Origin of the sequence: Nitratireductor sp. CH_MIT9313-5 (assembly GCF_037029545.1) — a bacterium.
GTDB lineage: Bacteria > Pseudomonadota > Alphaproteobacteria > Rhizobiales > Rhizobiaceae > Chelativorans.
Genome location: NZ_JAYMER010000011.1, coordinates 334708 through 358114 on the forward strand (window position 1 = coordinate 334708; position 23407 = coordinate 358114).

At 60.4% G+C, this 23407-nt stretch carries 24 protein-coding genes, 1 tRNA gene and 1 pseudogene; 15 read left to right on the top strand and 11 right to left on the bottom strand.

From position 1 onward, the window contains the following. Positions 1 to 23: 23 nt before the first annotated feature. The gene (locus tag WA367_RS05635) at positions 24 to 1487 is read right to left on the bottom strand and encodes an aminotransferase class V-fold PLP-dependent enzyme (RefSeq protein WP_336055808.1); all 1464 of its coding nucleotides are present in this window, start codon (positions 1485 to 1487) and stop codon (positions 24 to 26) included. A 109-nt stretch (positions 1488 to 1596) separates the two neighbouring features. On the opposite strand from WA367_RS05635, the gene WA367_RS05640 reads away from it, so the two are divergent. Further along, a complete protein-coding gene (locus tag WA367_RS05640) occupies positions 1597 to 2061 on the top strand; it encodes an Lrp/AsnC family transcriptional regulator (RefSeq protein WP_336055809.1) in 465 nt (154 codons plus the stop codon). A gap of 3 nt (positions 2062 to 2064) precedes the next feature. Here WA367_RS05640 and WA367_RS05645 read toward each other — a convergent pair whose 3' ends face one another. Continuing rightward, the gene (locus WA367_RS05645; RefSeq protein WP_336055810.1) at positions 2065 to 2772 is read right to left on the bottom strand and encodes a GntR family transcriptional regulator; all 708 of its coding nucleotides are present in this window, start codon (positions 2770 to 2772) and stop codon (positions 2065 to 2067) included. Positions 2773 to 2921: 149 nt separating this feature from the next. Between WA367_RS05645 and WA367_RS05650 the strand changes: the two genes are divergently transcribed. The 8 genes from WA367_RS05650 (at position 2922) to WA367_RS05685 (ending at position 10482) form a co-directional block, all read left to right on the top strand. Continuing rightward, positions 2922 to 3209 carry a UxaA family hydrolase gene (locus WA367_RS05650; protein ID WP_336055811.1) on the top strand — a complete coding sequence of 96 codons (288 nt, stop codon included), beginning with the start codon at positions 2922 to 2924 and terminating at the stop codon, positions 3207 to 3209. Positions 3210 to 3227: 18 nt separating this feature from the next. Further along, entirely contained in the window at positions 3228 to 4409 is a 1182-nt protein-coding gene (locus tag WA367_RS05655) for a UxaA family hydrolase (protein WP_336055812.1), read from the top strand. A 100-nt stretch (positions 4410 to 4509) separates the two neighbouring features. After that, entirely contained in the window at positions 4510 to 5457 is a 948-nt protein-coding gene (locus WA367_RS05660; RefSeq protein WP_336055813.1) for a tripartite tricarboxylate transporter substrate binding protein, read from the top strand. A gap of 63 nt (positions 5458 to 5520) precedes the next feature. Next, positions 5521 to 7041 (top strand): tripartite tricarboxylate transporter permease, encoded by a 1521-nt coding sequence (locus WA367_RS05665; RefSeq protein ID WP_336055814.1) that lies wholly within the window; start codon positions 5521 to 5523, stop codon positions 7039 to 7041. Continuing rightward, complete coding sequence (locus tag WA367_RS05670; protein ID WP_336055815.1) at positions 7038 to 7511, top strand: tripartite tricarboxylate transporter TctB family protein; 474 nt, start codon at positions 7038 to 7040, stop codon at positions 7509 to 7511. The genes WA367_RS05665 and WA367_RS05670 overlap by 4 nt, the downstream gene beginning before the upstream one ends. A gap of 21 nt (positions 7512 to 7532) precedes the next feature. Beyond that, positions 7533 to 8465, top strand: a complete 933-nt coding sequence (locus tag WA367_RS05675) for a hydroxyacid dehydrogenase (protein WP_336055816.1) — start codon at positions 7533 to 7535, stop codon at positions 8463 to 8465. A gap of 5 nt (positions 8466 to 8470) precedes the next feature. Continuing rightward, on the top strand, positions 8471 to 9472 hold the full coding sequence (locus tag WA367_RS05680) for an Ldh family oxidoreductase (protein WP_336056047.1): 1002 nt from the start codon (positions 8471 to 8473) through the stop codon (positions 9470 to 9472). An 11-nt stretch (positions 9473 to 9483) separates the two neighbouring features. Further along, the gene (locus tag WA367_RS05685) at positions 9484 to 10482 is read left to right on the top strand and encodes a YeiH family protein (protein ID WP_336055817.1); all 999 of its coding nucleotides are present in this window, start codon (positions 9484 to 9486) and stop codon (positions 10480 to 10482) included. 81 nt (positions 10483 to 10563) lie between these two features. Here WA367_RS05685 and dctP read toward each other — a convergent pair whose 3' ends face one another. From dctP to WA367_RS05715, 6 genes are all read right to left on the bottom strand, one after another. After that, entirely contained in the window at positions 10564 to 11625 is a 1062-nt protein-coding gene (gene dctP, locus WA367_RS05690) for a TRAP transporter substrate-binding protein DctP (RefSeq protein ID WP_336055818.1), read from the bottom strand. A gap of 68 nt (positions 11626 to 11693) precedes the next feature. Next, positions 11694 to 13055: a TRAP transporter large permease gene (locus WA367_RS05695; protein ID WP_336055819.1), complete on the bottom strand. Its 1362-nt coding sequence runs from the start codon at positions 13053 to 13055 to the stop codon at positions 11694 to 11696. 3 nt (positions 13056 to 13058) lie between these two features. Then, on the bottom strand, positions 13059 to 13703 hold the full coding sequence (locus WA367_RS05700; protein WP_336055820.1) for a TRAP transporter small permease: 645 nt from the start codon (positions 13701 to 13703) through the stop codon (positions 13059 to 13061). Then, positions 13691 to 14548 carry a ChbG/HpnK family deacetylase gene (locus tag WA367_RS05705; RefSeq protein ID WP_336055821.1) on the bottom strand — a complete coding sequence of 286 codons (858 nt, stop codon included), beginning with the start codon at positions 14546 to 14548 and terminating at the stop codon, positions 13691 to 13693. Before WA367_RS05705 ends, WA367_RS05700 begins: the two co-directional genes overlap by 13 nt. Next, positions 14549 to 15400, bottom strand: a complete 852-nt coding sequence (locus WA367_RS05710) for a hypothetical protein (protein ID WP_336055822.1) — start codon at positions 15398 to 15400, stop codon at positions 14549 to 14551. A gap of 89 nt (positions 15401 to 15489) precedes the next feature. Further along, positions 15490 to 16257, bottom strand: coding sequence for a GntR family transcriptional regulator (locus WA367_RS05715; protein ID WP_336055823.1), 768 nt, complete (start codon positions 16255 to 16257; stop codon positions 15490 to 15492). 176 nt (positions 16258 to 16433) lie between these two features. On the opposite strand from WA367_RS05715, the gene WA367_RS05720 reads away from it, so the two are divergent. The 6 genes and pseudogenes from WA367_RS05720 (at position 16434) to WA367_RS05745 (ending at position 21513) form a co-directional block, all read left to right on the top strand. Continuing rightward, positions 16434 to 17339 carry a PfkB family carbohydrate kinase gene (locus WA367_RS05720; protein ID WP_336055824.1) on the top strand — a complete coding sequence of 302 codons (906 nt, stop codon included), beginning with the start codon at positions 16434 to 16436 and terminating at the stop codon, positions 17337 to 17339. Positions 17340 to 17377: 38 nt separating this feature from the next. Continuing rightward, positions 17378 to 18412 carry a tagatose 1,6-diphosphate aldolase gene (locus WA367_RS05725; RefSeq protein WP_336055825.1) on the top strand — a complete coding sequence of 345 codons (1035 nt, stop codon included), beginning with the start codon at positions 17378 to 17380 and terminating at the stop codon, positions 18410 to 18412. Beyond that, positions 18405 to 19799: an L-fucose/L-arabinose isomerase family protein gene (locus WA367_RS05730; RefSeq protein ID WP_336055826.1), complete on the top strand. Its 1395-nt coding sequence runs from the start codon at positions 18405 to 18407 to the stop codon at positions 19797 to 19799. Before WA367_RS05725 ends, WA367_RS05730 begins: the two co-directional genes overlap by 8 nt. Beyond that, positions 19796 to 20899 (top strand): Gfo/Idh/MocA family protein, encoded by a 1104-nt coding sequence (locus WA367_RS05735; RefSeq protein ID WP_336055827.1) that lies wholly within the window; start codon positions 19796 to 19798, stop codon positions 20897 to 20899. The genes WA367_RS05730 and WA367_RS05735 overlap by 4 nt, the downstream gene beginning before the upstream one ends. Before the next feature lie 53 nt (positions 20900 to 20952). Then, positions 20953 to 21227 (top strand): annotated as a pseudogene (locus tag WA367_RS05740) (type II toxin-antitoxin system RelE/ParE family toxin). Then, a complete protein-coding gene (locus WA367_RS05745; RefSeq protein WP_336055828.1) occupies positions 21199 to 21513 on the top strand; it encodes a HigA family addiction module antitoxin in 315 nt (104 codons plus the stop codon). The pseudogene WA367_RS05740 and the gene WA367_RS05745 overlap by 29 nt, the downstream one beginning before the upstream one ends. A gap of 58 nt (positions 21514 to 21571) precedes the next feature. Here the strand turns inward: WA367_RS05745 and WA367_RS05750 are convergent. The 3 genes from WA367_RS05750 to WA367_RS05760 form a co-directional block, all read right to left on the bottom strand. Continuing rightward, a tRNA-Phe gene (locus WA367_RS05750) sits at positions 21572 to 21647 on the bottom strand. A gap of 134 nt (positions 21648 to 21781) precedes the next feature. Then, positions 21782 to 22615 (bottom strand): ABC transporter permease, encoded by an 834-nt coding sequence (locus WA367_RS05755; RefSeq protein ID WP_336055829.1) that lies wholly within the window; start codon positions 22613 to 22615, stop codon positions 21782 to 21784. After that, positions 22608 to 23375: an ABC transporter ATP-binding protein gene (locus WA367_RS05760; protein ID WP_336055830.1), complete on the bottom strand. Its 768-nt coding sequence runs from the start codon at positions 23373 to 23375 to the stop codon at positions 22608 to 22610. The genes WA367_RS05755 and WA367_RS05760 overlap by 8 nt, the downstream gene beginning before the upstream one ends. Positions 23376 to 23407 lie beyond the last annotated feature (32 nt).

The window sequence follows — 23407 nt, forward strand, 5'->3', positions numbered from 1 at the left end:
CTCCTTTCTGGCCGCTGATTGGTTTATCCGGCCAGCCGCTCCGGTTGGGCCTTGTGTGTAAAGCGGGCGGTCAGCGGGTCAAAGTCGTAAAACCGGGCAAAGCGTTCGGCTTCCAAAGAAAGTTCGTTCACCGCGGCAATGATCTCGTCGGCACGTGCATCGCTCAGGAGGTAGCTGAAATTCAGCCTGACCCAGCCGGGCTTCTCCATCTCACGGCCCGCGCGGATATCCGCATGGAGCTGCCGCGATTTCTGCTCATCAATGTCCAGAAGCTTGTGGGCATAAGGCCCCGCGCAGGCGCAGCCGCCGCGAACCTGGATTCCATAGTAGTCACTCAACATGCGGGTGAAAAGCTGGTGGTGCACATAGCCACCGTCCTTAGCCTTCACCCGGAAGGAGAAGATGGGAAGCGCTGGCGCATCAAGGTTTCCAAGCAGTTCCAGCGCCGAATTTTGTCTGAAGGCGCTGAGAGCGCGGCTGCGCAGATCCGCATCCCTTCGGTCGATATAGTCCTGTCCAAGCGCTTGCTTCACGATCAGGCTCATTGCTGCGCGCACATCGCCTACGACATTCGGCGTGCCTGCTTCCTCCCGCGTTGCAAGGCAGGTGGAGTAATCGTGGTCCCACGGCGAAACGAAGGTGACAGAACCACCACCTGGCGCTGTGGGTTTTGCAGTCTGTGCGATCGCGTCGCGTACGACCAGTACACCTGTTGCACCCGGTCCACCGGGAAATTTGTGCGGCGAGAAGACGATGGCGTCCTTGGCATGGTCTGTACCGGGCTTCATATCCATCGGCAGATAGGGAGCGCCGCCTGCATAGTCCCAGATGGCGCAGGCGCCGTGCGACTTGAGAAGCCGCGTGACAGCGTCGGTGTCCACGATGATGCCGGTGACATTGGAGGCTGCCGAGAATGCGCCGATCTTCAGATCCGCGTCGCAATGGGCCGAAAGAGCACGCGCAAGTGCATTCATGTCCGGTCCGCCGGTGCTGGCTTCGTCTATGCAGACGATCTCGGCTCCGGTTTCCCTCCAGGGCAGAATGTTGGAGTGGTGCTCATAGGGGCCGGTGAAGATCACAACTTTCTGCCCGTCGCGCAGCCGTTCTTCCACCTGCAGAAGCTTCACCAGCTTGTTGACGCCCGTTGTCGCTCCGGAGCCGCAGAAGATGACGCTGGACGCATCACAGGCATTCACGGCGTTGCGAATGACCTGCCGTGCCTCTTCCCTGAGACGCGTCGAGTACTGTCCGCACCAGGACGCTTCGGTGTGGCTGTTGGCGTAGAAGGGCAAGACCTCCGCGCGGATGAAGTCTTCGACCTGCGACAGCGCGCGACCCGAGGCTACGAAATCGGCATAGATCAAGGGGCGGGGACCGACGGGTCCCTCAATCAGGATGCCCTCGCCAATCAGCCCTGCGGCCAGTCGCGCCGGAAGGTCGCTTCCTTCAAGAGATTGCGCGAATCTTTTCAGCGCTCCGTGCTGCATCAAATGACGTCCATTTCAAAAACTATGTAATGGTACGGTCACACAATCCAAAGCGTTCAAAATCACAATTACGTTTGCTGTTTGCATGTTATTGTTGTCATATGACCCAATGAAGCGCCAAGAACTCGATCAATTTGACATCAAGATCATTCGCACCCTGCAGCGGGATTCCTCGCTGTCGCAGCGCGATCTGGCCGACAGGGTAGGGTTGTCGCAAAACGCCTGCTGGCGTCGGCTGCGCATCCTGGAGGAGAAGGGGATCATCCTCGGGCGCACGCTGCGGCTCGACCGCGCGCGGTTGGGTCTGGGGCTTGTGGTCTTCGTGATGGTAAAGACCCGTCATCACTCGGCAAGCTGGCTGCAGACCTTCCGCAAGCACGTCTCCAGCATACCCGAAGTGGTCGATTTCTACCGTATCGGCGGTGACTACGACTACATGCTGCGGATCGTCACCGAAGACATGGCGAGCTACGATTCCGTCTATCAGCGCCTGATCCAGAAAGTGGAACTGGAATCGGTAACGTCCTATTTCGCGATGGAAGCGATCGAGGAGCGGCGTCCGCTCCCCATCTGAGCGTCAACGCAGATTGACCGAGTAGTGAATGTTGTCAGTCAGGCAGCGAGAGACCCGCAGCTCTACCGGCTTGTTCTCAAGATCTTTCGCCACGCGATGGATGCGCAGCAGCGGCCAGTTTTCGGCGCAACCGAGAAGCTTCGCATCAGCACCTGATGCCGCCACGGCCTTAATCCGCTCCTCTGCCTGCGCAATCGTGATGCGCCAGCGGGCCGAGAACAGCTGATAGATGTTGTTCGGCATGTCTTGAGCCTCCGGAAAATCCGGAAAGCGTTCGGTCGGCAGAACGATCGTTTCCACTAGAACCCGCTCTTCCGCCAAATGCCTCAGGCGCTCTATGCGCCAAACGGGATCGCCTGCGTCGATGCCCAGTGCCGCAGCTTCTTCTTCCGAAGCCTTGGAGGCTTCGCGGGACAGGACCTCGCTTCGCGGGAAGACCGGCTGGCCGTCGTCAGGCACAAGTCGGAAGAACTGGAACAGGATGCGCGAATCTTCGGGCTGCGCCACGAAAGTCCCTTTGCCCTGCCGCCGGATCAGCAGATTTTCCGCCGTCATCGTATCAAGCGCTTTACGCACTGTGCCCTGGCTCACGCCCATCTGTCGGGCGAGCTCCATTTCGCTGGGAATGAGCATCCCTGGCGACCATTCCCCCTCGACCAGGCGTCGCACCAGTTGATCGCGGATCTGCGTGTAGAGCGGCTTGTATTCCATTCGTCTCTCGTGAGGGGCCAGAATTCGTCAGTGATTGCCCCAGACACATTCCTTAGCGCAAGTGGCTTGACAAGGCCAGCGTCTTCTAGCTTATATCTTATATAAGACATAAGTCTGAGAAACGGGCATATCGCGAGAGGAGATCATTTGTGACGGTTCCCCACCTGTTGGTTCACGAAAAGAAGGACAATGTTGGCGTTGTCGTCGTCGAAGGCCTGAAGGCCGGCACCAAGATGCTTTGTGTGGTCACCCACGACAATTCCAGCTTCGAGATGGAAGTGCATGACGATGTGCCGATCGGCCACAAGGTTGCGCTGACCGATCTGAACGAGGGCGATACGGCCATCAAGTATGGCGAGGATATCGGCAAATTCGTCGCCAGCGTGAAAAAGGGCGGCCACGTCCACACCCACAATCTGAAGACCAAGCGCTGGTAAGGCGGGGAGGACAACAAAATGGCTTCGAAATACTCCAACCTCACCTTCAAGGGCTATCGCCGTGAAAACGGCCGCGTTGGCGTGCGCAATCACGTGGTGATCCTGCCCGTCGATGACATTTCAAACGCAGCCTGCGAGGCGGTCGCAAACAACGTGAAGGGCACGCTGGCGATCCCTCATGCCTATGGCCGCCTGCAGTTTGGCGAGGACCTTGAGCTTCACTTCCGCACGATCATCGGCACCGGCGCCAACCCGAATGTTCATTCGGTCGTCGTAATTGGCATCGAGCCGGGCTGGACCAAGCGCATTGCCGATGGCATCCGTGAAACGGGCAAGGAAGTTGCCGAGTTCTCGATTGAGCAAAAGGGCGATTTCGAGACGATCCGCGCGGCAAGCTGGGCTGCCAAGGACTTCGTCCACAAGGCTACCGAAATGCAGCGTGAGGAGTGCAACATCTCCGAACTGTGGGTCTCCACCAAATGCGGTGAGAGCGACACCACCACCGGCCTTGGTTCTTGCCCGACCGTCGGCAACATGTATGACAAGCTCCTGCCCGAAGGCATCACCGGCTTCTTCGGCGAAACTTCGGAGATCACCGGTGCGGAACACATCTGCAAGGAGCGCGCGATCAACAAGGAAGTTGGCGAGCGCTGGTACAAGATGTGGAAGGCCTATCAGGACGAGGTCATCTTCGCCCACCAGACCGACGACCTTTCCGACAGCCAGCCGACCAAGGGCAACATTCTCGGCGGCCTGACCACGATCGAGGAAAAGGCGCTTGGCAATCTGGAAAAGATCGGCCGCACCTCGAAATATATCGACATTCTCGAACCGGCTGAAATGCCGAAATCGGGCAATGGCCTCTACTTCATGGACAGCTCGTCGGCTGCCGCCGAATGTGTGACGCTGATGGCTGCCGGTGGTGCCGTGATCCACACCTTCCCGACGGGCCAGGGCAATGTGGTCGGCAATCCCATCGTGCCAGTCATCAAGATCACTGCCAATCCGCGCACGGTGCGAACCATGAGTGAACATATCGATGTGGATGTTTCGGGCATTCTGCGCCGCGAGCAGACCATCGACGAGGCCGGTGATGCGCTGATCGAGATGATCCTGCGCACCGCCAATGGGCGCAACACGGCAGCAGAAGCTCTTGGGCATCGCGAATTCTCGATGACCAAGCTCTACCGTAGCGCCTGATGCTTGCAAGCCCCGCCTTGTGCGGGGCTTCTTCCGGTCTGTCACCGCAGGAGGGGCGGGAGGCAGGCCAAACTTTTTCAGCCAATCTGGGAGGATACCAATGCTGAAAAGACTGACACTTCTGGCAGCCGCCGCTGCTTTCGCCATGACAGCCGGAGCCGCGCAGGCTTTTCCGGACAAGCCGGTGAACTACATCATCCCGTTCAATGCAGGTGGTGAGAGCGATATCTCCGCCCGTCTGCAGCAGCCCTACTTCAAGAAAATCACGGGCGAAGATCTCATCATCCAGTATCAGGCCGGTGCCGGTGGTGCGCAGGCCTGGTCGGTGCTCAATGATCAGCCGGGCGACGGCTACACGATCATGGGTACCAACCTGCCGCATATCATCCTGCAGCCGCTTCTCCAGAACCCCGGTTACAAGACCGAGGATCTGACGAATATATACATGTTCCATTTCACGCCTGACGCCCTGCTCGTGCGCGCAGACAGCGAGTTCAAGACGGTTCAGGATGTCATCGACGCGTCGAAGGAAAACCCAGGCGCGCTGACGGTTGGTGGCGTGGCGACCAACACGGCAAACCATATCGCGCATCAGCGCTTTGCCGATCTCACCGGCGCGGAAATGACCTACATCCCCTATACCGGCACGGGCGCGACCATCCCCGGCCTGCTCGGCGGCGAGGTAGAACTGCTGTGGGGCTACACGACTGTGGCAGCAGGGCAGGGCGACAAGGTGCGCATGCTGGCCGTTGCTCAGGACGAGCGTCACCCGCTCTTCCCCGACGTGCCGACCTTCAAGGAGCTGGGGATCGACATGGTCGGCGGTGCCTATCGCGGCATCGCGGTGCCGAAGTCGACACCCGAGGAAGTGCGCCAGCAGCTTTCCGATATCATCGGCAAGATCAACGCGGATCCTGAATTCATCAAGGAGATGGAAGATGCAGGATTTGCGATGCTGAACGTGCCCTACAGCGAGATGGATGCCTTCATGGCCGAGCGCCAGAAGGTCTATGAGGACACGGCCCGCAAACTGGGTTCGCTGCAGTAATACGGTCCTGGCGGCGGAACCCATTTTCGCCGCCAGCTTCCATTCTTCCCGAGGGAGCTTCCATTGGCCTTTGATATCGGTTCGGTTCTTGCCCAGGCGATAAGCCCGTTCAACCTGTTGCTCGCGCTTCTGGGCGTGGTGCTTGGAACGGTCATCGGTGCGTTGCCGGGCCTGTCCGCCACCATGGCAATTGCCGTCTTGGTGCCTTTCACCTTCGCAATGGATCCCGCATCCGGCCTCATCATGCTCGGAGCGATCTATACCGGCGCCATTTACGGTGGTGCCTATGCTGCCATTCTGGTGAACACACCCGGCACACCGTCTGCGATCGCAACAACCTTCGACGGTTTTCCGATGGCAAAGCGCGGCGATGGTGACCTCGCCATGACGCTTGCCACCCTGGCCAGCGTGATTGGCGGCGTGATCGGCGCAATCGCGCTCATGACGCTGTCGCCGCTACTGGCCAATATCGCGCTCGCCTTTCAGTCCAGCGAATATTTCTGGCTCGCCATTCTCGGGCTCACCCTCATTGCAAGCCTCTCCACCGGCAATGTTCTCAAAGGCCTGATCGGTGGTGCCTTCGGCCTCATCCTGTCCATGATCGGCGTGGCTGTGGTCGGCGGCGATGTGCGCATGACCTTCGGCATATCCGGACTTCTGGGCGGCATCGACATCGTGTCGGCGCTGATCGGGCTCTACTGCATTCCCGTCCTGATCGACATGGTTGCGCGCCCCGACCGCCATCTTGAGCCCGCACCCTTGGGCCGGGGCTTCCGCTTCTTCGAAGCGCTCGGCCACTGCGCGACCAACGCCTTCAACCTCTTCCGATCCTCGGTCATCGGCACGGTGGTCGGCATTCTGCCGGGTGCCGGCGGCTCGATCGCCTCGCTTGTATCCTATTCCGAAGCTCGCCGCGCCAGCCGACATCCGGAACGCTTCGGCACGGGCGAACCGGGTGGCCTGCTGGCGACTGAAAGTGCAAACAACGCCACTGTTGGCGGCGGCTTTATTCCGACACTGGTGCTGGGCATCCCCGGCACTCCACCTGATGCGGTCATCCTCGGCGCGCTACTGGTGCAGGGCATCCGCACGGGACCGGAGCTTTTCACCCAGCAAAGCGGCATCGTCTACATCTTCATGCTGGGCCTGCTGATTGCGACAGTCATGATGCTGCCGGTGGGCCTGCTCATCGGACGCTATGCTTACCGGTTCATCGTGAACACGCCCAAGGCGCTGCTCGTCCCGCTTATCGCCTTCATGACGGTTGTCGGCAGCTTCGCCATCCACTCCAACCCGCATGACGTGCTCGTCATGGTGTCGATGGGTGCTCTCGGCTGGCTTCTGAGCCTGGCGGGCTTCGGACCGTCACCCATCGTGCTCGGGCTGGTTCTGGGCCAGATTGCCGAACAGGGCTTCATGCGCGCCTACATGATCGGCGGTGCACGCGGCAATTTCGGTGGTCAGCTTCTGTTCGACCGCCCCATCAGTTGGGCAATCTTCGCTCTGATCGTCATTACGCTCGGACTGCCTCTGTTCAGGAACCTGCGTCAGCGCAAAACCAAGGGGAAGGAAGCACATCCATGACGTCTGATCGTGATATCGGTGGAGTGATCGGTTCGCTCTTCTTCTTCTTCATCGGCGCCGGCGTCTTCGCCATGAGCTTCGAAATGTCGCGAATGGCTGCCATGTTTCCGCGCACCGTGGGCGCAGCCCTCGCGATCCTCTCCGCCATTTATGTGGTAGCCGCGTTGCGCGGCTATCGCGGGGAGGCGGTGGAGGCCACTTCCAGCGCGAGCGAGCAGGCGGAGGGCCTGGCCCGCCGCCTGACGCTTCTTGCGGTCATGATCGGCTGGGCGCTGCTCTTCCCGCTGGTCGGCATGTTTGTCACCAGCCTGACTGCCTGCGTGATCCTGATGTTCACCGGCCTTTTCGAGCGCATCCCGGCGCAGCGCCTCGCCCTCTATCTGGGCGCTGTCCTTGGCATGGTGGTCTCGTTCTACCTGCTGATGAGCAAGCTTCTTCATATCCCCATGCCGCGCGGCATTTTCTTTTGATCGAACAGTCACGGATATTGCATGCCTGAGATCGTCATTTCCGAATTCATGGACGAAGACGCCGTCGAGACACTGCGTGCTCGTTATGAGACACTCTATGACCCCGACCTTGTCGACCGTCCGCAGGAGCTGGCGGAGAAGCTGCAGGATGCGCGCGCGCTAATCGTGCGCAACCGCACGCAGGTGCGCGGCGACCTGCTGGGCGCAGCACAGAAGCTGGAATGCGTGGGGCGACTTGGCGTCGGTCTCGACAATATCGATCTCGAAGCGTGTAAAGGTCGCGATATCGCGGTTTATCCGGCGACCGGTGCCAACGATCTGGCGGTTGCCGAATATGTCATCACCACCGCCTTAATGTTGATGCGCGAGGCTTATCTGTCGACTTCGGAAGTCAGCGACGGCAAATGGCCGCGTTCGCGGCTGATCGGTCGCGAGATTTCCGGCAAGGTGATGGGGCTGGTCGGCTTCGGCGCAATCGCGCGCGAAGTGGCGCGCAGGGCCGATGCGCTCGGCATGAAGGTCATCGCCTTCGATCCGTTCCTCGACGAAGGTGATGCAGCTTGGAAGCTCGCGCAGAAGCGCGATCTGCCGCAATTGCTCGGCGAAGCGGACGTCATCAGTCTTCACACGCCACTGACGCCCAAGACGCGCCACATGATCGATGCCAAGGCTCTGGCTGGCATGAAGAATGAGGCGGTCCTCATCAATGCGGCCCGCGGCGGTGTGGTTGATGAACAGGCTTTGGCCGACGCGCTGCGCAACGGCCAATTGGCAGGCGCAGCACTCGATGTTTTCGAGGAAGAGCCACTTTCCGCAACTTCCGGCCAAAAATTCGCTGATTTGGAGAATCTGGTTCTAACGCCGCACATCGCTGGCGTTACCGCCGAATCCAATGTGCGTGTAAGTGCGCTTACTGCAAAAAAAGTCTTGGAACATCTGGGAGGCTCGCAGTGAGCACCATGACTCCACAGCAGGTCACCGACCTCGTCATATCCACGCTGGAGCGCTGCCGCACGTCGCATGCAAACGCACAAGCAGTGGCGCGCGCGCTGCTGGGCGCCGAGCTTGCAGGCCAGGCCGGTCATGGGCTGAGGCGTATGCCCTCCTATTGCGCGCAGGCACTGTCGGGCAAGGTCGACGGCACGGCGGAGCCCAGCGCACAGGAGATGCGCCCCGGTGCACTCAGGATCGATGCTGCAAACGGTTTTGCATATCCGGCGATCGAGAAGGCGTTGGAATGGCTTCCCGCAGCGGCCAGGGCCAACGGCATTGCCATGGCCGGTATTCACCGCTCCCACCATTGCGGCGTGGCGGGCCTCACCGTCGAGGCGCTTGCGCAGAAGGGGCTGATTGGTCTGCTATTCGCCAATGCTCCTGCGGCCATCGCGCCCTGGGGTGGAAAGAAACCGCTCTTCGGCACCGACCCGATAGCCTTTGCCGCTCCGCTGCCAGATGGCGAACCGGTCGTCGTCGACATTTCCCTGTCGAAGGTCGCGCGCGGCAAGATCATGGCTGCCGAACAGCAGGGAAAGCCCATTCCTGAAGGATGGGCACTTGACGCCGACGGCAATCCGACCACCGACCCAAGTGCGGCCATGAAAGGCACCATGGTGCCCATGGGCGACGCCAAGGGTACGGCTCTCGCGATCATGGTGGAGCTCCTGTGCGCTGGTCTCACCGGCGCCAACTATGGCTACGAAGCAACCTCGTTCTTCGATGCCGATGGACAGGCGCCCGGAACAGGGCAGATCATCATCGCCATCGACCCCGCCGCCTTCGGCGATCATGCGCTGGTGCGCTTCTCCGTGCTCGCCGAAGCGATAGAAGGCATGGATGGAGCACGCTTGCCCGGCCGCAGACGGCAGGCTTTGTCCGCCACACTTGAAGCAAACGGCATCGAAGTCGATGACGCGCTTCTACAACAGATCGAAGCGCTGGGACGCGCTGAAGCCACAAGCTGAAGATGACACTCATGACAACGCTCAAGAGCCCGGACCGTTTCGATACGTTGAAGCGGTACATGCCGGGACTCATGTTCGCCCTCGTGCTGGCGCTGGCGGCGAATTTTCTGTCGGAGCATTACGGCGCGCCCGTCATGCTGTTCGCGCTTCTTCTAGGCATGGCATTTCACTTCATGTCGGAGGAAGGCCGCGCCGTGGCAGGCATAGAGTTCGCCTCGAAGTCGCTTCTGCGTCTGGGCGTGGGTCTTCTTGGTGCACGCATCACCTTCGAGCAGATGATGACGCTCGGTCCCAGGCCCGTGCTCCTGGTGCTGATGAGCGTGGTGCTCACGATCGGTTGCGGGCTCCTAATGGCCAAACTCTTCCGGCGCCACTGGACCTTCGGCCTTCTGACCGGCGGTGCGGTTGCAATTTGCGGTGCATCTGCAGCACTCGCCATCTCGGCCGTATTGCCGGAGCGATCGGATCGCGAACAGAACACGCTCTTCACGGTCATTGCCGTGACGGGCCTTTCGACCGTGGCCATGATCGCCTATCCTATTCTCTTCACGGCTCTGGGCTTCGACGAACGCGCCATCGGCATCATGATAGGTGCCACCATTCACGACGTGGCGCAGGTTGTCGGTGCAGGTTATGCGGTGTCCGATACCGCGGGCGACATTGCCACGCTGGTCAAGCTACTGCGTGTTGCCCTGTTGCCGGTCGTCATCATCGCCATCATGCTCTTTTCCATGCGCGGTGAGGGAGGGCGCGGGCGTGTGACCCTGCCAGGCTTCGTCCTGCTTTTCGCAGCCCTCGCAGCAGCCAACAGCTTCGGCCTCCTGCCAGGAGTGGTGGCTGACTTCCTCTCGGAAGCATCGCGCTGGATGCTGATCACTGCCATTGCAGCACTTGGCGCCCGCACGGCACTCAAGGATATGTTCGCACTGGGAGCCGGTCACGTGAGCGTGGTCGTCGCTATCACGCTCTTCCTGATGGTCCTCGCGATCCTTGCCGTTGGCTATGTCTGACGGACATGCATTTTCCTGGAACGAAAAACCCCCGGCAGTTCTCACTGCCGGGGGTTTTTCTTGCGCGCTGAAAGCCGGGGCTTACTGAACCACCGCCTGTAGTTTTGCATCGACATCGGCCTCACACTGGGCGATGGCGGCCTTGTAGTTGTCGAGGAATTCCTGATTGGCAGGATCCTGGCTGGTGAACCACTCTTCCATGCCGCTCGCCGCCTCGCGGAAGGCTGCCTTTTCCTCGTTGGTCAGGCTGTGGATCGTGCCGCCTGCATCGGTGAAGGCCTTGAAGGACTTCACGTCGTGGTATTTCGGGTAGGCGCGCAGATATTGCTCGATGACCTCGAAGCCCTCGAACACGATCTTGCGCAGATCCTCGTCCATGGCCATGAACTTGTCATTGTTGATGAACCAGGTTCCGCCCATATAGGCGTGCCCGTCCAGCGTGATGTGCTTGAGATGCTCGTGGAAATTCATGGTCACGATATCGGTGATTCCGTTCTTCGTGCCTTCCACGACACCGGTCGCAAGAGAGGTGTAGACCTCGGGCCATGAGATACCGGTCGGTGCGCCGCCAAGCTGGCGTACCAGCTCCTGCTGGATTTCCGCGGGGATCGTGCGCAGCTTCATGCCCTTCACGTCCTCGGGCTTGAGGATCGGCTTGTTCGTGGTGGCAAAATTGCGCCAGCCGCCGGAGTTGGAGATGACCATCAGGCGGATATTGCCTGTCTGCTCCATCATGCCCTTGCGCAGGCTTGCCATGAATTCTTCGTTGTCGAAGACGCATTCGGCAACCTGGTCGTCGCGCAGCATATAGGGCAGGTCGAGACCGGCAAAGGCAGGCCACAGATTGCCCGGCTCACCGAAATTCGACTGGTAGATGTCCACGAGCCCGGCCTGCATGCCTTCGAAACATTCGCGGCCGGAAGCACAAAGCGTGCCGCCGGTATAGATCTCGATGTCCACGCGGCCATTCGACTTGTTGAACACATGGTTCCGGAAGGCTTGCATGGCCTGGTAGTTGTAATTGTCTTCACCAGTCGCAAGCGGTGTTACCAGCTTGAACTCCGGCTCCTCCTGTGCGGATGCGCCACTGGCAAGCCCGAGCGCCAGTGCGGATGCGGCGAGTGCATGTTTGAGAAACTTCATCTCTTCCTCCTTCGGTTGTTTGAAAAGGCGCCTTGGCAGCGCTCTTGTAAAGTCATTGCCGGAAGCGATCAGCCGCCGGAAAACAGGGTGCCCCAATTGTCCCAGAGCCAGGGCAGGCCAAGCGTGAAGATCGGCACATAGGCGACCAGCAGGATGACCAGGATCTCGGCGATCAGGAACGGGATGATCGCGCGCACGATGTCGGCAAAACGCGCACCGGAAATCGATGTCGCGACGAACAGCACCAGCCCCATGGGCGGTGTCGCCAGACCCACCGTGACATTGAGGCACATCATGACGGCGAAGTGCACCGGGTCCATGCCGTAGGCAGCCGCAGCCGGTGCGAGGATCGGCCCGAGGATCAGGATCGCTGGCCCCGCATCAAGCACCATGCCGACGATGAACAGGAAGATGTTCACCATCAAAAGGAAGACGATGATGTTGTCCGAAACGGTCAGCATCATGTTTGTCAGCGTGGCAGGAACGCCTGCAATCGCCACGATCTGGCTGAAGCCGGTGGCCACGCCGACCAGAAGCAGCACCACACCTGACTGGATGGCTGTGCGGCGCAGAATATTGACGAATGCGCGAAGCCCGAAGCCGTCTTCCTCGAGCAGACCCAGGCGGTGCGCGATCTTGACTGCCACATTGAGGAACAGTGCATATGCAACAGCGACAGCCGCCGCTTCGGTAGGCGTGAAATAGCCCGACAAGATGCCGCCCAGAAGAATGACAGGGGTCAGCAGCGGGAAAAAGGCGCGCAGTCCCGCCCGGCCACGCTGGCGCCATGCCATGCGCTCATTGGCGACAGGGAAATCATATCGCTTGGCCATGAAGGCGGTCACGACCATCAGCGAGCCCGCCAGCATCAGGCCGGGGATGATGCCGCCCAGAAACATGCGCGCGACGTCAACATTCATGACAAATGCGTAGAGCACCATCAGGCCCGATGGCGGGATAACCGGCCCGATGACCGAACTGGCAGCCGTGATTGCGGCTGCAAATTTGCGCGAATAGCCGTTCTTTTCCATCGCCGGGATCAGCATTGAGCCCAGCGCGGAAGTGTCGGCCACGGCCGAGCCCGACAATCCGGCAAAGAGCACGCTGGCCGCGATGTTCACATGGGCCAAGCCCCCGCGAATATGGCCCAGCATGGCGCGGGAAAAGTCCACCAGCGCCCGCGTCACCATCCCCGAATTCATGATCTCGCCAGCCAGGATGAAGAACGGCACGGCCATGATGGGGAAGGATGATATGCCGGAATAGACCCGGTTCACCTGCATGCCCAGAAAGGCCATGCGATCGATCTGCCAGAGCTGGAAAACGCCCGCGCCGATCATTGCGTAGAAGACCGGAACGCCGATGGCGAGCAGGATCAGGAAGCCCCAGAAGACCGCCAGGCCCTTTAATGCAACTGCAAAGCCGCCCATGCTTCAGCCCTCCCTGCCGGTTTGGTCGGGCCGTGAATCGCCCGCATCCGCCTCAGGCGTGCGGGCAGCGCCATCCAGATCGAAATTGCGATGCTCTTCCTCACCCGTCACCAGCGAGCGGAAGGAGCGCAGCAGATGTTCCAGTGCGATCATGAGAAGCCCGGTGAAGCCGGCCGGAAGGATGAAATAGACATATTTGTTCTTCACGGTGATCGCACCGGCAGCCTCCGCGCCGATGAAAGGCGTGGCGATGCCGCGTACGAGCCGTGTCGTCTGCGGAAGCAGGCTGTTGCCGCCCGAAAAGAAGCGCCAGCTGTAGTAAATCGCGCCCAAAAGCAGCGCAGCCTCGAAGAGATGGATCAATATGTTGAGGATGGTGCGGCTGCGCGGAGCCATCATCTCCACCGCAACATCAATGCGCGTGAACTGGTGGTGGCGATAGGCCCATGGCCCGACCAGGAACGACACCCACACCATTGAGGCAAGTGCCACCTCTTCCGTCCAACCGATGGGCGCGCGCATCTCGCGGCTGATGACCTGCAGGATAACCGCAGCCGTCATCAATACGAGGAAGATGCAGGCCAAAGCGACCCCGGTCTCCGACATGATCCGGTTGATGCGGGAAATGAGACTGATCAGCAGGCGCATGCACACGCTCCACGCTTTAGCTCGAGGGCGTGCCAGTTCACCAGAGTACAACCGTCAAAGATTTTGCGGCTTTCGGGAGCGGAGAACAAGGCATGTTCCGCAGTGCGCGGCCAAACCATATGCGGCGCGAAATGGGCAGTGTCATCCGGTGCATTCGCATGAAGCGCCAGCCAGTGCAGGCCCGAAGGTGCCTGCTCGACCATGGCGCTGAAAAATGTCTCTGCCGGCACGCCCTCGGGCGTGAACCCGATCTGAAACGTGTCGAAGACCACACCGCCGTTGGACACCGCCTGAGCGGTCAGTTCCCGGTAGAGGCCGAGATCCGCATCTTCCGCCCGAACAGCCTTGAAGAGCGCAGCGCTGTCACGGCAGAACGGCAGCGCGAGCTTGAAGCGCTCGGCCAGCCGCCAGAGCCCCTCCATGAAAGGGTTGAGGAATGCGGTTCCCATATGCGCGTCGATATGTGTGAGGCGGATGCCGTCCTGCAGCGCACGCTCGATTTGCGCTTCCATCTCATCTTCCACCGCCTGCGGGTCCGCGTGTGCGAGAACGTCCTGAGGGCGCTTGTGGAAGAAGCCGTCGGCATCGCACAGCCCGCCCCTGTTCCCGATCAGCGGGCGCCAGCGATAGCGGCTCCACTCGGAAGTCAGCGTGATATGGATGCCCAGATCCTGTTCGGGGTCCGTGTGAAAATCCTCAACCGCCATGGGATAATAGGGGCAGGGCACCATCACCGATGCGCTTGTTACCGTTCCGGCCGCACGCAGTGCTTTCCAGGCCACAACAGAACCGGCCGTCGCGCCTAAATCGTCGAGATGGGGAAGGAATGTCTTCTCACCCGGCATCTATCGTAGCCCCGGCTCGGGAAGTGCCAGAACTTCCCGTGTAGCAGCCACGCTGAAATCCGGGTGCCGCTGAACAAGCGAGGCGGGAAAGTCTGGTGTCTGCGGTCCAAGCAGCATGCGCCGGATTGCGGCACCTTGCCAGGGGCGGTTCATCCATACGCGCAGTCTGGTGGCAGCAAGGATCTCCTTCATGCCTACGGTGACCGCCATATGCGGAATGCGCTGGATATTGCCGCGGGCAGCGGTGACCGAGTTGATCAGGCGCGTCTGTTCGCTCAGTTGCACGATGCGTGTCGGGAGCGCAGCAAAATCATCCGCATTTGCAAAGTCGGGGATAGGGTCGTTGAACGCCAGATGCCCGGTGATGCCGACACCGGCATAGGTGAAATCCAGCCCATGCTCCTCGATGTGACGCGGTATTGCAGAAAGGTTTTCCGGATCGGGAACGATCAACCGCGGGCGCATGTCCTCAGGCAGAAGATCAAGCAGGTTGCGCTTCATATGCGCGCGAAAGCTCAACGGATCGCTTTCGTCGATCCAGCGATTGTCGAGCGTCAGATACTCGTCCATGAGGATGAAAGTCACTTCTGCAAGCGAAGTGCGCTCGCGCAGGCAGCGCTCGGCCAGAAGCTCGTATTGCCCGACCGGCCCGACGGGGATGATGATGTTGCAGCGACCACCCGTTTCAAGAGCGCCCGTTATGTCTGCATACAGTTGGTCAGCCATCGCCTCTCGCAGAGCGTCGGCGTCGGCATGTACAGTCAGCCGCGATCCTGCCGCAGCCGAAAGCTCGTCCTCACCGGCGCGCAGCGCTGCAAGCGTGGCAGCATCAACACCTTCATAATCCCGCAACGCGTTCTCCTCCTCTCGCGTGGGTGAAATTCTTATAACTCTTATATATGAATTTCGTCAATCCGTGTCGCGGCAGCAAATTCATGCATTCATTTTAGATCGCTTGAGTAATGGAAGCCTTCGGTGAGGCAGCGGGTCAGCCGAAATTCGATCGGCGTGCCGTCGAGCGCCTGGGCAGTGCGCTCGATCAACAGAAGCGGTGATCCTTCCTCGCAGCCAAGAAGCGCTGCCTGTCGGTCATCCGCCGACACCGCCTTCAGGCGCTCTCCCGCCTTGGCAACGGTCACTCCGAACTGACGCTCGTAAAGTTCATAGATATTGTTGGGCAGCGGCACCTTGGTGTCGAGCAGGGGGAAGCGTGCGTGATCGACGACGATATCTTCAACCAGAACAACCCTGCCTTTCAGTGCGCGGTGGCGATGAATATGCCAAACCTTTCTGCCGCTGATCGCGAGTTTGGCGCGCTCCTCTGCTGACCCATTGCGCTCAACTACCTGACAAAAAAGCGTTTCCGGCGACAGCCTGCCGTCTTCGTCGCTCGCGATTTTGAAAAACTGGAAGAGGGTTCGCCGCTGATCATGTTCGGCCACGAAAGTGCCGCGTCCCTGATGCCTGACAATCACGCGGTCAGCGACCAGTGCATCCAGCGCCTTGCGCAGGGTGCCTTGGGAAACGCCCATCTGGAGCGCAAGCTGCTGCTCGGAGGGGAGTGCGGTTCCCGGAGGCCATGTGCCGGCGATGATCTTGTCCAGCATCTTCTGGCGCACTTGCAGATAGAGCGGGGTGAAACCCAGCTCCACACCGGCCGCTGCTTTAGCGCGCTGTGCAAGGGCTTTGACGTCGGGACCATCGGGCATGGAGCGGCTGCCAGTCTTCTATAACAGAGAAATGTCTATAGCGCGTCCACGCGCGGCAAGCCAGAAGCCGACGGTAAAACAGGACCGAATGAAGTCTTGTATAGGATCTAAAATTCTTATATAGGAATTTTTGAGTTGATCGCTTGATCAAACAAAACATCTAGAAGAGTTCTGCATTGGCACGCGTACTAACCCTCGGCATGGCCGTGCTCGACCACGTGTTTCACCTCGGCGCATTTCCGCGCGAAGGGGAGAAATACCGGGCCGACGCCTATCGTACCCAGATTGGTGGTCCTGCCACGATCGCGGCACTTGCCGTGCGCAGGCTGGGCGGTTCGGCCAGCCTCTGTGCAAGGCTGGGTGATGACGCCAATTCACACACAATCATGGCAGAGCTGGAAAAGGCTGGAGTGGACTGGTCACCCTCGGTCATCAGGCCGGGTGCCGTTGCTCCCGTTTCCTCCGTCTATGTGGACGAGGATGGCGAACGCCAGATCGTCAACTTCCGCGGGGAAGGGCTTGCCGTGACCGCGAGCATGCTAAGTGAGAAACAACTTGATGGGGTGGATGCGGTGCTGGTCGATCCGCGCTGGCCCGAGGGAGCTGAAAAGCTGGTCGCACTCGCCCGCAAGCGCGGTATTCCCGCTGTCGTTGATGCCGAAAGCGACCTCGAAGCACTTGATGGCGCAATGGCAGGCGCCACGCATATAGCGTTCTCCACGCAAGGCCTGCGAAGTTTTTCAGGCGAGGAGGATGTGGTTTCCGGCCTCAAATACTGCGCCAGCCGCTACGATGCCTGGGCGGGTGTCACCCATGGCGAGAAAGGCGTGATCTATCTCGACCAGGGGGCGGTCTCACATGTTGCAGCCTTCGCCATACGCGCGGTGGACACACTTGGCGCAGGCGATGTCTGGCACGGCGCCTTCACGCTGGGTCTTGCGGAACAACGTTCCGTTTTCGAAGCCGTGCGCTTCGCCAATGCAGCCGCTGCTCTCAAATGCCGCAATGGCACGGGGCCGGATGCTCTGCCGGGCCGCGAGGAAACGCTCGCAATGATGACCGGCGGCGGCGCGCCCATCTGACGAAATCAATGCGGCCTGGCCGCGACAGGGAGGAATGCATGAGCCTTTCGGCTGGCAAATTGTGGGGCATGCGGCGTATGGCCGATGGCGCCGGGCGATTCAAGATGACGGCGGTCGACCAGCGTCCGCCCATCAAGAATCCGATAGCCAAGGCACGCGGCACGAGCGAAGCGCCCTATGAGGATGTCGCCCGCTTCAAGCGCCTGCTCGTCGAGACGCTGCAGGGCGAATCCACGGCAATGCTGCTCGATCCTCATTATGCCTATCCCGGCGCCATCGACATCATGGACCCGCGCAAGGGACTGATCCTGACCCTTGAAGATTCGGTCTTCAGGGAAGAACCCGGTGGTCGCCTTTCATCGGAAATCGACAACTGGTCGGTGGAGAAGATCAAGCGCGCCGGTGGCGATGCGGTCAAGGTGCTGGCCTGGTATCGTCCGGATGCCGATGCCGATATCTGCCGTGCGCAGCAGGACTTTACCAAGCGCATTGGGGAGGCCTGCGCGCGTTACGACATCCCCTTCCTCTTCGAGCTTCTGGTCTATCCTTTGGCCAGTGATGCCGAGCAGACCCGCGACTATGTCGAGATGCGCACCAAGCGTGCCGATCATGTGCTTCAAAGCGTCGAGGAATTCGCCAAGCCGGACTACGGCGTCGATGTCTTCAAGCTGGAAAGTCCCGTTGCTGCCGGTGATCTGGACGGAGACGAGAAACAGATCCAGTCGCTTTTCGACGAAATGGGACGCCTCGCTGGTCGCCCCTGGGTCATGCTGTCTGCCGGTGCGGGAAAGCCGGAATTCAAGACGATCCTGAAGCACGCCTATGCCGCCGGGGCATCCGGCTATCTCGCCGGCCGTGCCATCTGGCTGGAAGCCTTTAAGGCTTTCCCCGATTGGACCGCAATCGAGCAGGGCCTGCGCGGTGAAGCGGTAGACTACATGCAGGAGATCAACAGGCTGACCGACGGGGCGGCAACACCCTGGCAGGAGCACCCGCTCCACCGCGCTCAGAAAACGGTAGAGCCGGCCGACGCCGGTTTCCGCGCAGCCTATGCGGGGTTCGGCAATGGCTAGGACCTACAGGCTCTTTGTTCTCGGACGCCCCACCTTCGACGTGGAATATGCGCGTGCCTGTTCCGCTGCTGCGATCAAGGCTCTGCGCAATTGCGGCGTCAACCTTGCCGGTTCCGGCGATATCCTGTTCGACAACGCCTCCGTTGCCGCGGAGATCGAGGCGCAGGGCAATGTGGCTGCCGATGGCGTTATCATTATCCAGTCCACATTCACCGATGCCGAAGCGATCTGCATGATCGCCGAACGCTTCGACCGCCCGTTACACATCTGGGCCTTGCCGGAGCCGCGCACCGGCGGGCGCCTGCGCCTCAACGCCTTTTGCGGCTTGAATCTGGCAGCCCACGCGCTTGGTTTGCGCGAGAGGGCATTCGTCCCGCTCTATCTCTCTGCGGATGACGCACGCGTCGAGACGCGCGTGGCAGAATGGCTGAAGTCAGCTCCGCTCACAAAGCCTGCGCTGCGCGCCGCACAGGCGGAAGCTTCGGAGGCCGGCGCCAAAGCTGCGGCGGCGCTGCGCGGCATGCGCATCGGGCGCATCGGCGAACATCCTGCAGGCTTCGACACCTGCGCCTATGACACCACGCGCCTCACCGAACTTGCCGGAGTCAGCGTGGAGCCCATCGCGCTGTCGCATCTCTTCGATCAGGCACGTGCGGTGGCTGACAGCGATGTTCGGCGAACGCGCGAGAGCCTTGGCACTGTCGCCGGTCTGGATGAGGTCGATCAGGCAGAACTCGACCGGTCCCTGCGTCTGCGCAATGCCCTCGATCAACTGAAGGCGGAAGGCCGGTTCGACGCTTTCGCCATCCGCTGCTGGCCCGAAACCTTCACTGAATATGGCGGAGCGGTCTGCGGGCCGGTTTCCATGATGGGCGAGAAGCGCACCCCATGCGCCTGCGAGGCGGATGTTTACGGCGCGATCAGTTCCTATCTTCTGCAGGCAATAGCCGATGCTCCGGCCTTTCTTGCCGACATTGTCGATATGGATGATGAGAGCGACACGACGGTGCTGTGGCATTGCGGGCAGGCTCCGGCTTCCATGGCGAGTGCGGCCGAACCGATATCCGCCACCATCCACTCCAACCGCCGCATGCCGCTGCTATTCCAATTTTCCCTCAAGGCTGGTCGGGTCACGCTGGCGCGCATCAGCCAGGCGGGGGGCGAGCAGTTCATGGTGATCGCCGGTGGCGAGATGGAGGAGGCGCCGCCTTCCTTTGCCGGCACATCCGGCGTTCTGCGGCTTGATCGGCCCGCGGCCGACATGCGTGACAAACTGCTTTCAGCGGGCCTCGAACACCATATCGCCCTCGTCTATGGCGACCATCGTGCAGCGCTCGAACATGTGGCGCATAAACTCGGTCTGCCTGTTCTGGATCTCACCCAATGACCGTCAAATATGCAATCATCGGCTCCGGCATGATGGGCCAGGAGCATATCCGCAATCTGAACCTCGTCGAGGGTGCGCAGATCACCGCGATCGCCGAGCCCGACGCTTCCATGCGTGCGGCTGCGGCCTCTCTCGTGCCAAACGAGGTGGCGCTGTTCGGCGACTTCCGCGAGCTGCTCAAGCACAATGATGCCGATGCATTTCTTGTCGCCTCTCCCAACCACACCCATGCGATCATTCTTGACGCGCTTATCGAGCAGGGGCGCCCGATCCTCATCGAGAAACCGGTGGTGAAGGACTGGGAAGAAGCGCAGCGCATCATGGAAAAGGCCGCGCGCTTCCAGACACCGATCTGGGTGGCGATGGAGTATCGCTACATGCCGGGCGTCACCCGTCTGCTGGAGGATCTGGAAGCGGGCAGGGCCGGCAAGCTTGCCATGGTTTCCATTACCGAGCGCCGCTTCCCATTCCTGCAGAAGGTCGGAAACTGGAACCGCTTCAACATCTCCTCCGGCGGCACGCTGGTGGAAAAATGCTGCCATTTCTTCGATCTGATGCGCCTGATGATCAAGTCGGAGCCCGTGCGCATCCATGCCATTGGCGGGCAGGCGATCAATCATCTTGACGAGGCCTATGACGGGCGCGTGCCCGATGTTCTTGACCACAGTTTCACGACCATAGAATTCGCCAATGGCGTCAGCGCTATGCTGGAACTGTGCATGTTCGCAGAAGGCTCGCACTTCCAGGAACGCGTCAGCGCCATCGGCTCCACCTCGCTGCTGGAGGCGCGCGTGCCGGGCCCCGGCCGCTTCGAGCCCGATGGCCAGATCAAACATGCCGAATATGTCGTGGCCGATCGCGCTGCCCGCAAGGAGCAGATCGAGGTCATGAAGGTAGACCCCAAGATCCTCGCCCAAGGCGACCACCACGGCTCCACCTATTTCCAGCATCTAGGCTTCAACCGCCTGGTCCGCGAAGGCGGCGCACCGGAAGTCAGCCTGGAAGACGGGCTGAAAGCAGTCGCCATGGGGCTGGCTGCACAGCAATCGATTGCGGAGAAAAGGCCGGTGGAACTGGGTTGCTGGAACTGGCTGGGGTGAGACTGCAATCTGTAACGTGTTGCGTTATATAACGCTTCCCGTTAAGATGAATCTTGAACCAGGACTTCGCTGATGCCGAAACGGAACTGGTCTGGTAGGGGCAGCGAAGTCGCAAACTGCCGTCTGACATACAGGCAGTAGCGCTGCGCATGCTTAATCAGGCGCGCGTTTTGCAAGATTTGCGCGTGCCGCCGGAAACCGCCTGGAAGCATTGAAGGGGGGGCGCAAAGGCCAGCACAGCATCCGGATCAACGACCAGTGGCGCATCTGCTTCATGTGGCAAGACGGAGGACCAAGCAATGTCGAAATCGTCGACTATCATGACTGATCTGCTGCCCAATCCGCATCCCGGAGAAATTCTGCTTGAGGAGTTTCTAAAGCCGATGGGCATTAGCCAGAACGCGCTCGCCCGAGCGGTCCATGTGCCGCCACGGCGGATCAACGAGATCGTGCTGGGCAAGCGTGCCATTACCGCTGACACCGACCTGCGTTTGGCGCGCTATTTTGGTGTCTCGGAAGGATTCTTCCTGGGGCTTCAGGCTGACTTCGACCTGCTGGAGCGGCGCAGGGAAATTGAGGTCGATCTTTCGACCATAGAACCGCGCGCTGCTTGAGCGCGTAGAAGCGCGAACTGTATCAAGCAGCGCTAAACCGGCTTGTTATCAGAAAAAATGGTGCCCGGAGGCGGATTCGAACCACCGACACGCGGATTTTCAATCCGCTGCTCTACCAACTGAGCTATCCGGGCTTGCCTGCGCGAGTGTCGCGGGGCGGTGTTGGTTTCCGCCTGAGGCGCGTGGGTTATAGCACGAGAATTTTGTCTGTCCAGCGCCCCGATCGGGGAAATTTTGCACTCTCCCGATTTTATTTTTCTGCGCCGGCTCAGTTGCGCCAGGCAAGCAGGCGTTGCTCGGCTTTTCCGATCAGCCAGGCGATGCTCAGACCCAATATCGAGAGGATAGCCACGCCCGCGATCAGCTGGTCGAGGGCAAAGAGCGCGCCTGCCATCAGGATATAGGCGCCGATGCCGAATTCCGCGCCGATCATCTCGGCCGCGACCAGCAGGACAATGGCAATGGAGGCGGAAATGCGCGCGCCTGACAGGATGGCGGGCATGGCACCCGGAATTATGATCTTGCGCACGATGGAAAGCCAGCTCATGCCGAAGGACTGGCCCATGCGGATCAGATTGCGGTCCACATTGTCCACCCCGCCATAGGTGGCGATGACGGTCGGGAAGAAGGTGCCGAACAGGATGGTCGCGACCTTGGAGCCTTCGCCGATGCCAAACCAGATGATGAAGAGCGGCAGAAGCGCGATCTTCGGGATCGGGAAGAGCGCGGAAACGAGCGGCAGCAGGCCTGCGCGCGCAAGCGAGAAAAGCCCGATCAGGAGGCCCACGGCAATGCCCAGCAGGCTGCCGAAAGCCCAGCCGACCAGAAGGCGGTAAAGGCTCGCGCCAAGATGCTTCCACAGCATGCCCGTGGAGATGAGATCACCAAGGGCCGCCAGTGCAGCCGATGGTGCGGGCAGCGCGATCTGGCTGATGAAGCCCGAGCGCGAACCAAGTTCCCAGACGAGAAGGATGGCGAGAAACACGATTGGTGCGACAGGGCCAAGCTTGCGATGGCGAAAGCCCCCGCCGCGGAAGGGCACCGGTCGCAGGTCCTTCTGCGCATTAGCGTTGATGGCCGTGGTTGCGGTCTGATCAGACATTGGCAATCTCCCGGTCCGCTTCACGTGCTTCCTCGCGCATGATCTCCCAGACATGGCGTTGAAGTTTTTCCAGTTCGACAAGTCGCTCGGCGCGCTCATTGATGGGCATGTCGATCTCGACAATCTCGCGGATGCGCCCGGGCCGGCGTGACAGGACCACGATGCGCGTGCCAAGCCTCACGGCCTCATTGAGATTATGGGTGACATAGCAGGCCGAGAAAGGCTCGCGGCTCCAAAGGCTGACAAGGTCATCCATCAGGAGTTCGCGCGTCTGGCTGTCCAGCGCGGAAAGCGGCTCGTCCATCAGCATGATGGCGGGTTTGACGGCAAGCGCCCGGGCAATCGCCACGCGCTGCTTCATGCCGCCGGAAAGCTGGCGGGGCAAGGCATCCCTGAAATCGGAGAGATTGGTGCGAAACAGGACATCGTCGATGATCTCGTCGGCGCGTGCGCCGCGAATACCGTGATCTTCCAGAACCAGGCTCACATTGCCGCGCACGCTGCGCCAGGGCAAAAGGGCGAAATCCTGAAAGATGTATGTCAGCGGGTTCAGTGAGCCTTCGGGCGCTTCGCCGGCTACCAGAGCCTCGCCCTCATCGGCTTTTTCCAATCCGCCGAGAATGCGCAGCAGCGTGGATTTCCCGCAGCCCGAAGGCCCGACGACGCAGACGATCTCGCCTTCACCTATTGAAAAGGAGATGTCTTCCAGCACCAGCCGTCCGCCATAGCGGTGCGTGATGTTGCGGGCGATGAGCTGCATGGCATTTCCAGGAAGTAGACGGGCGCAGCGGC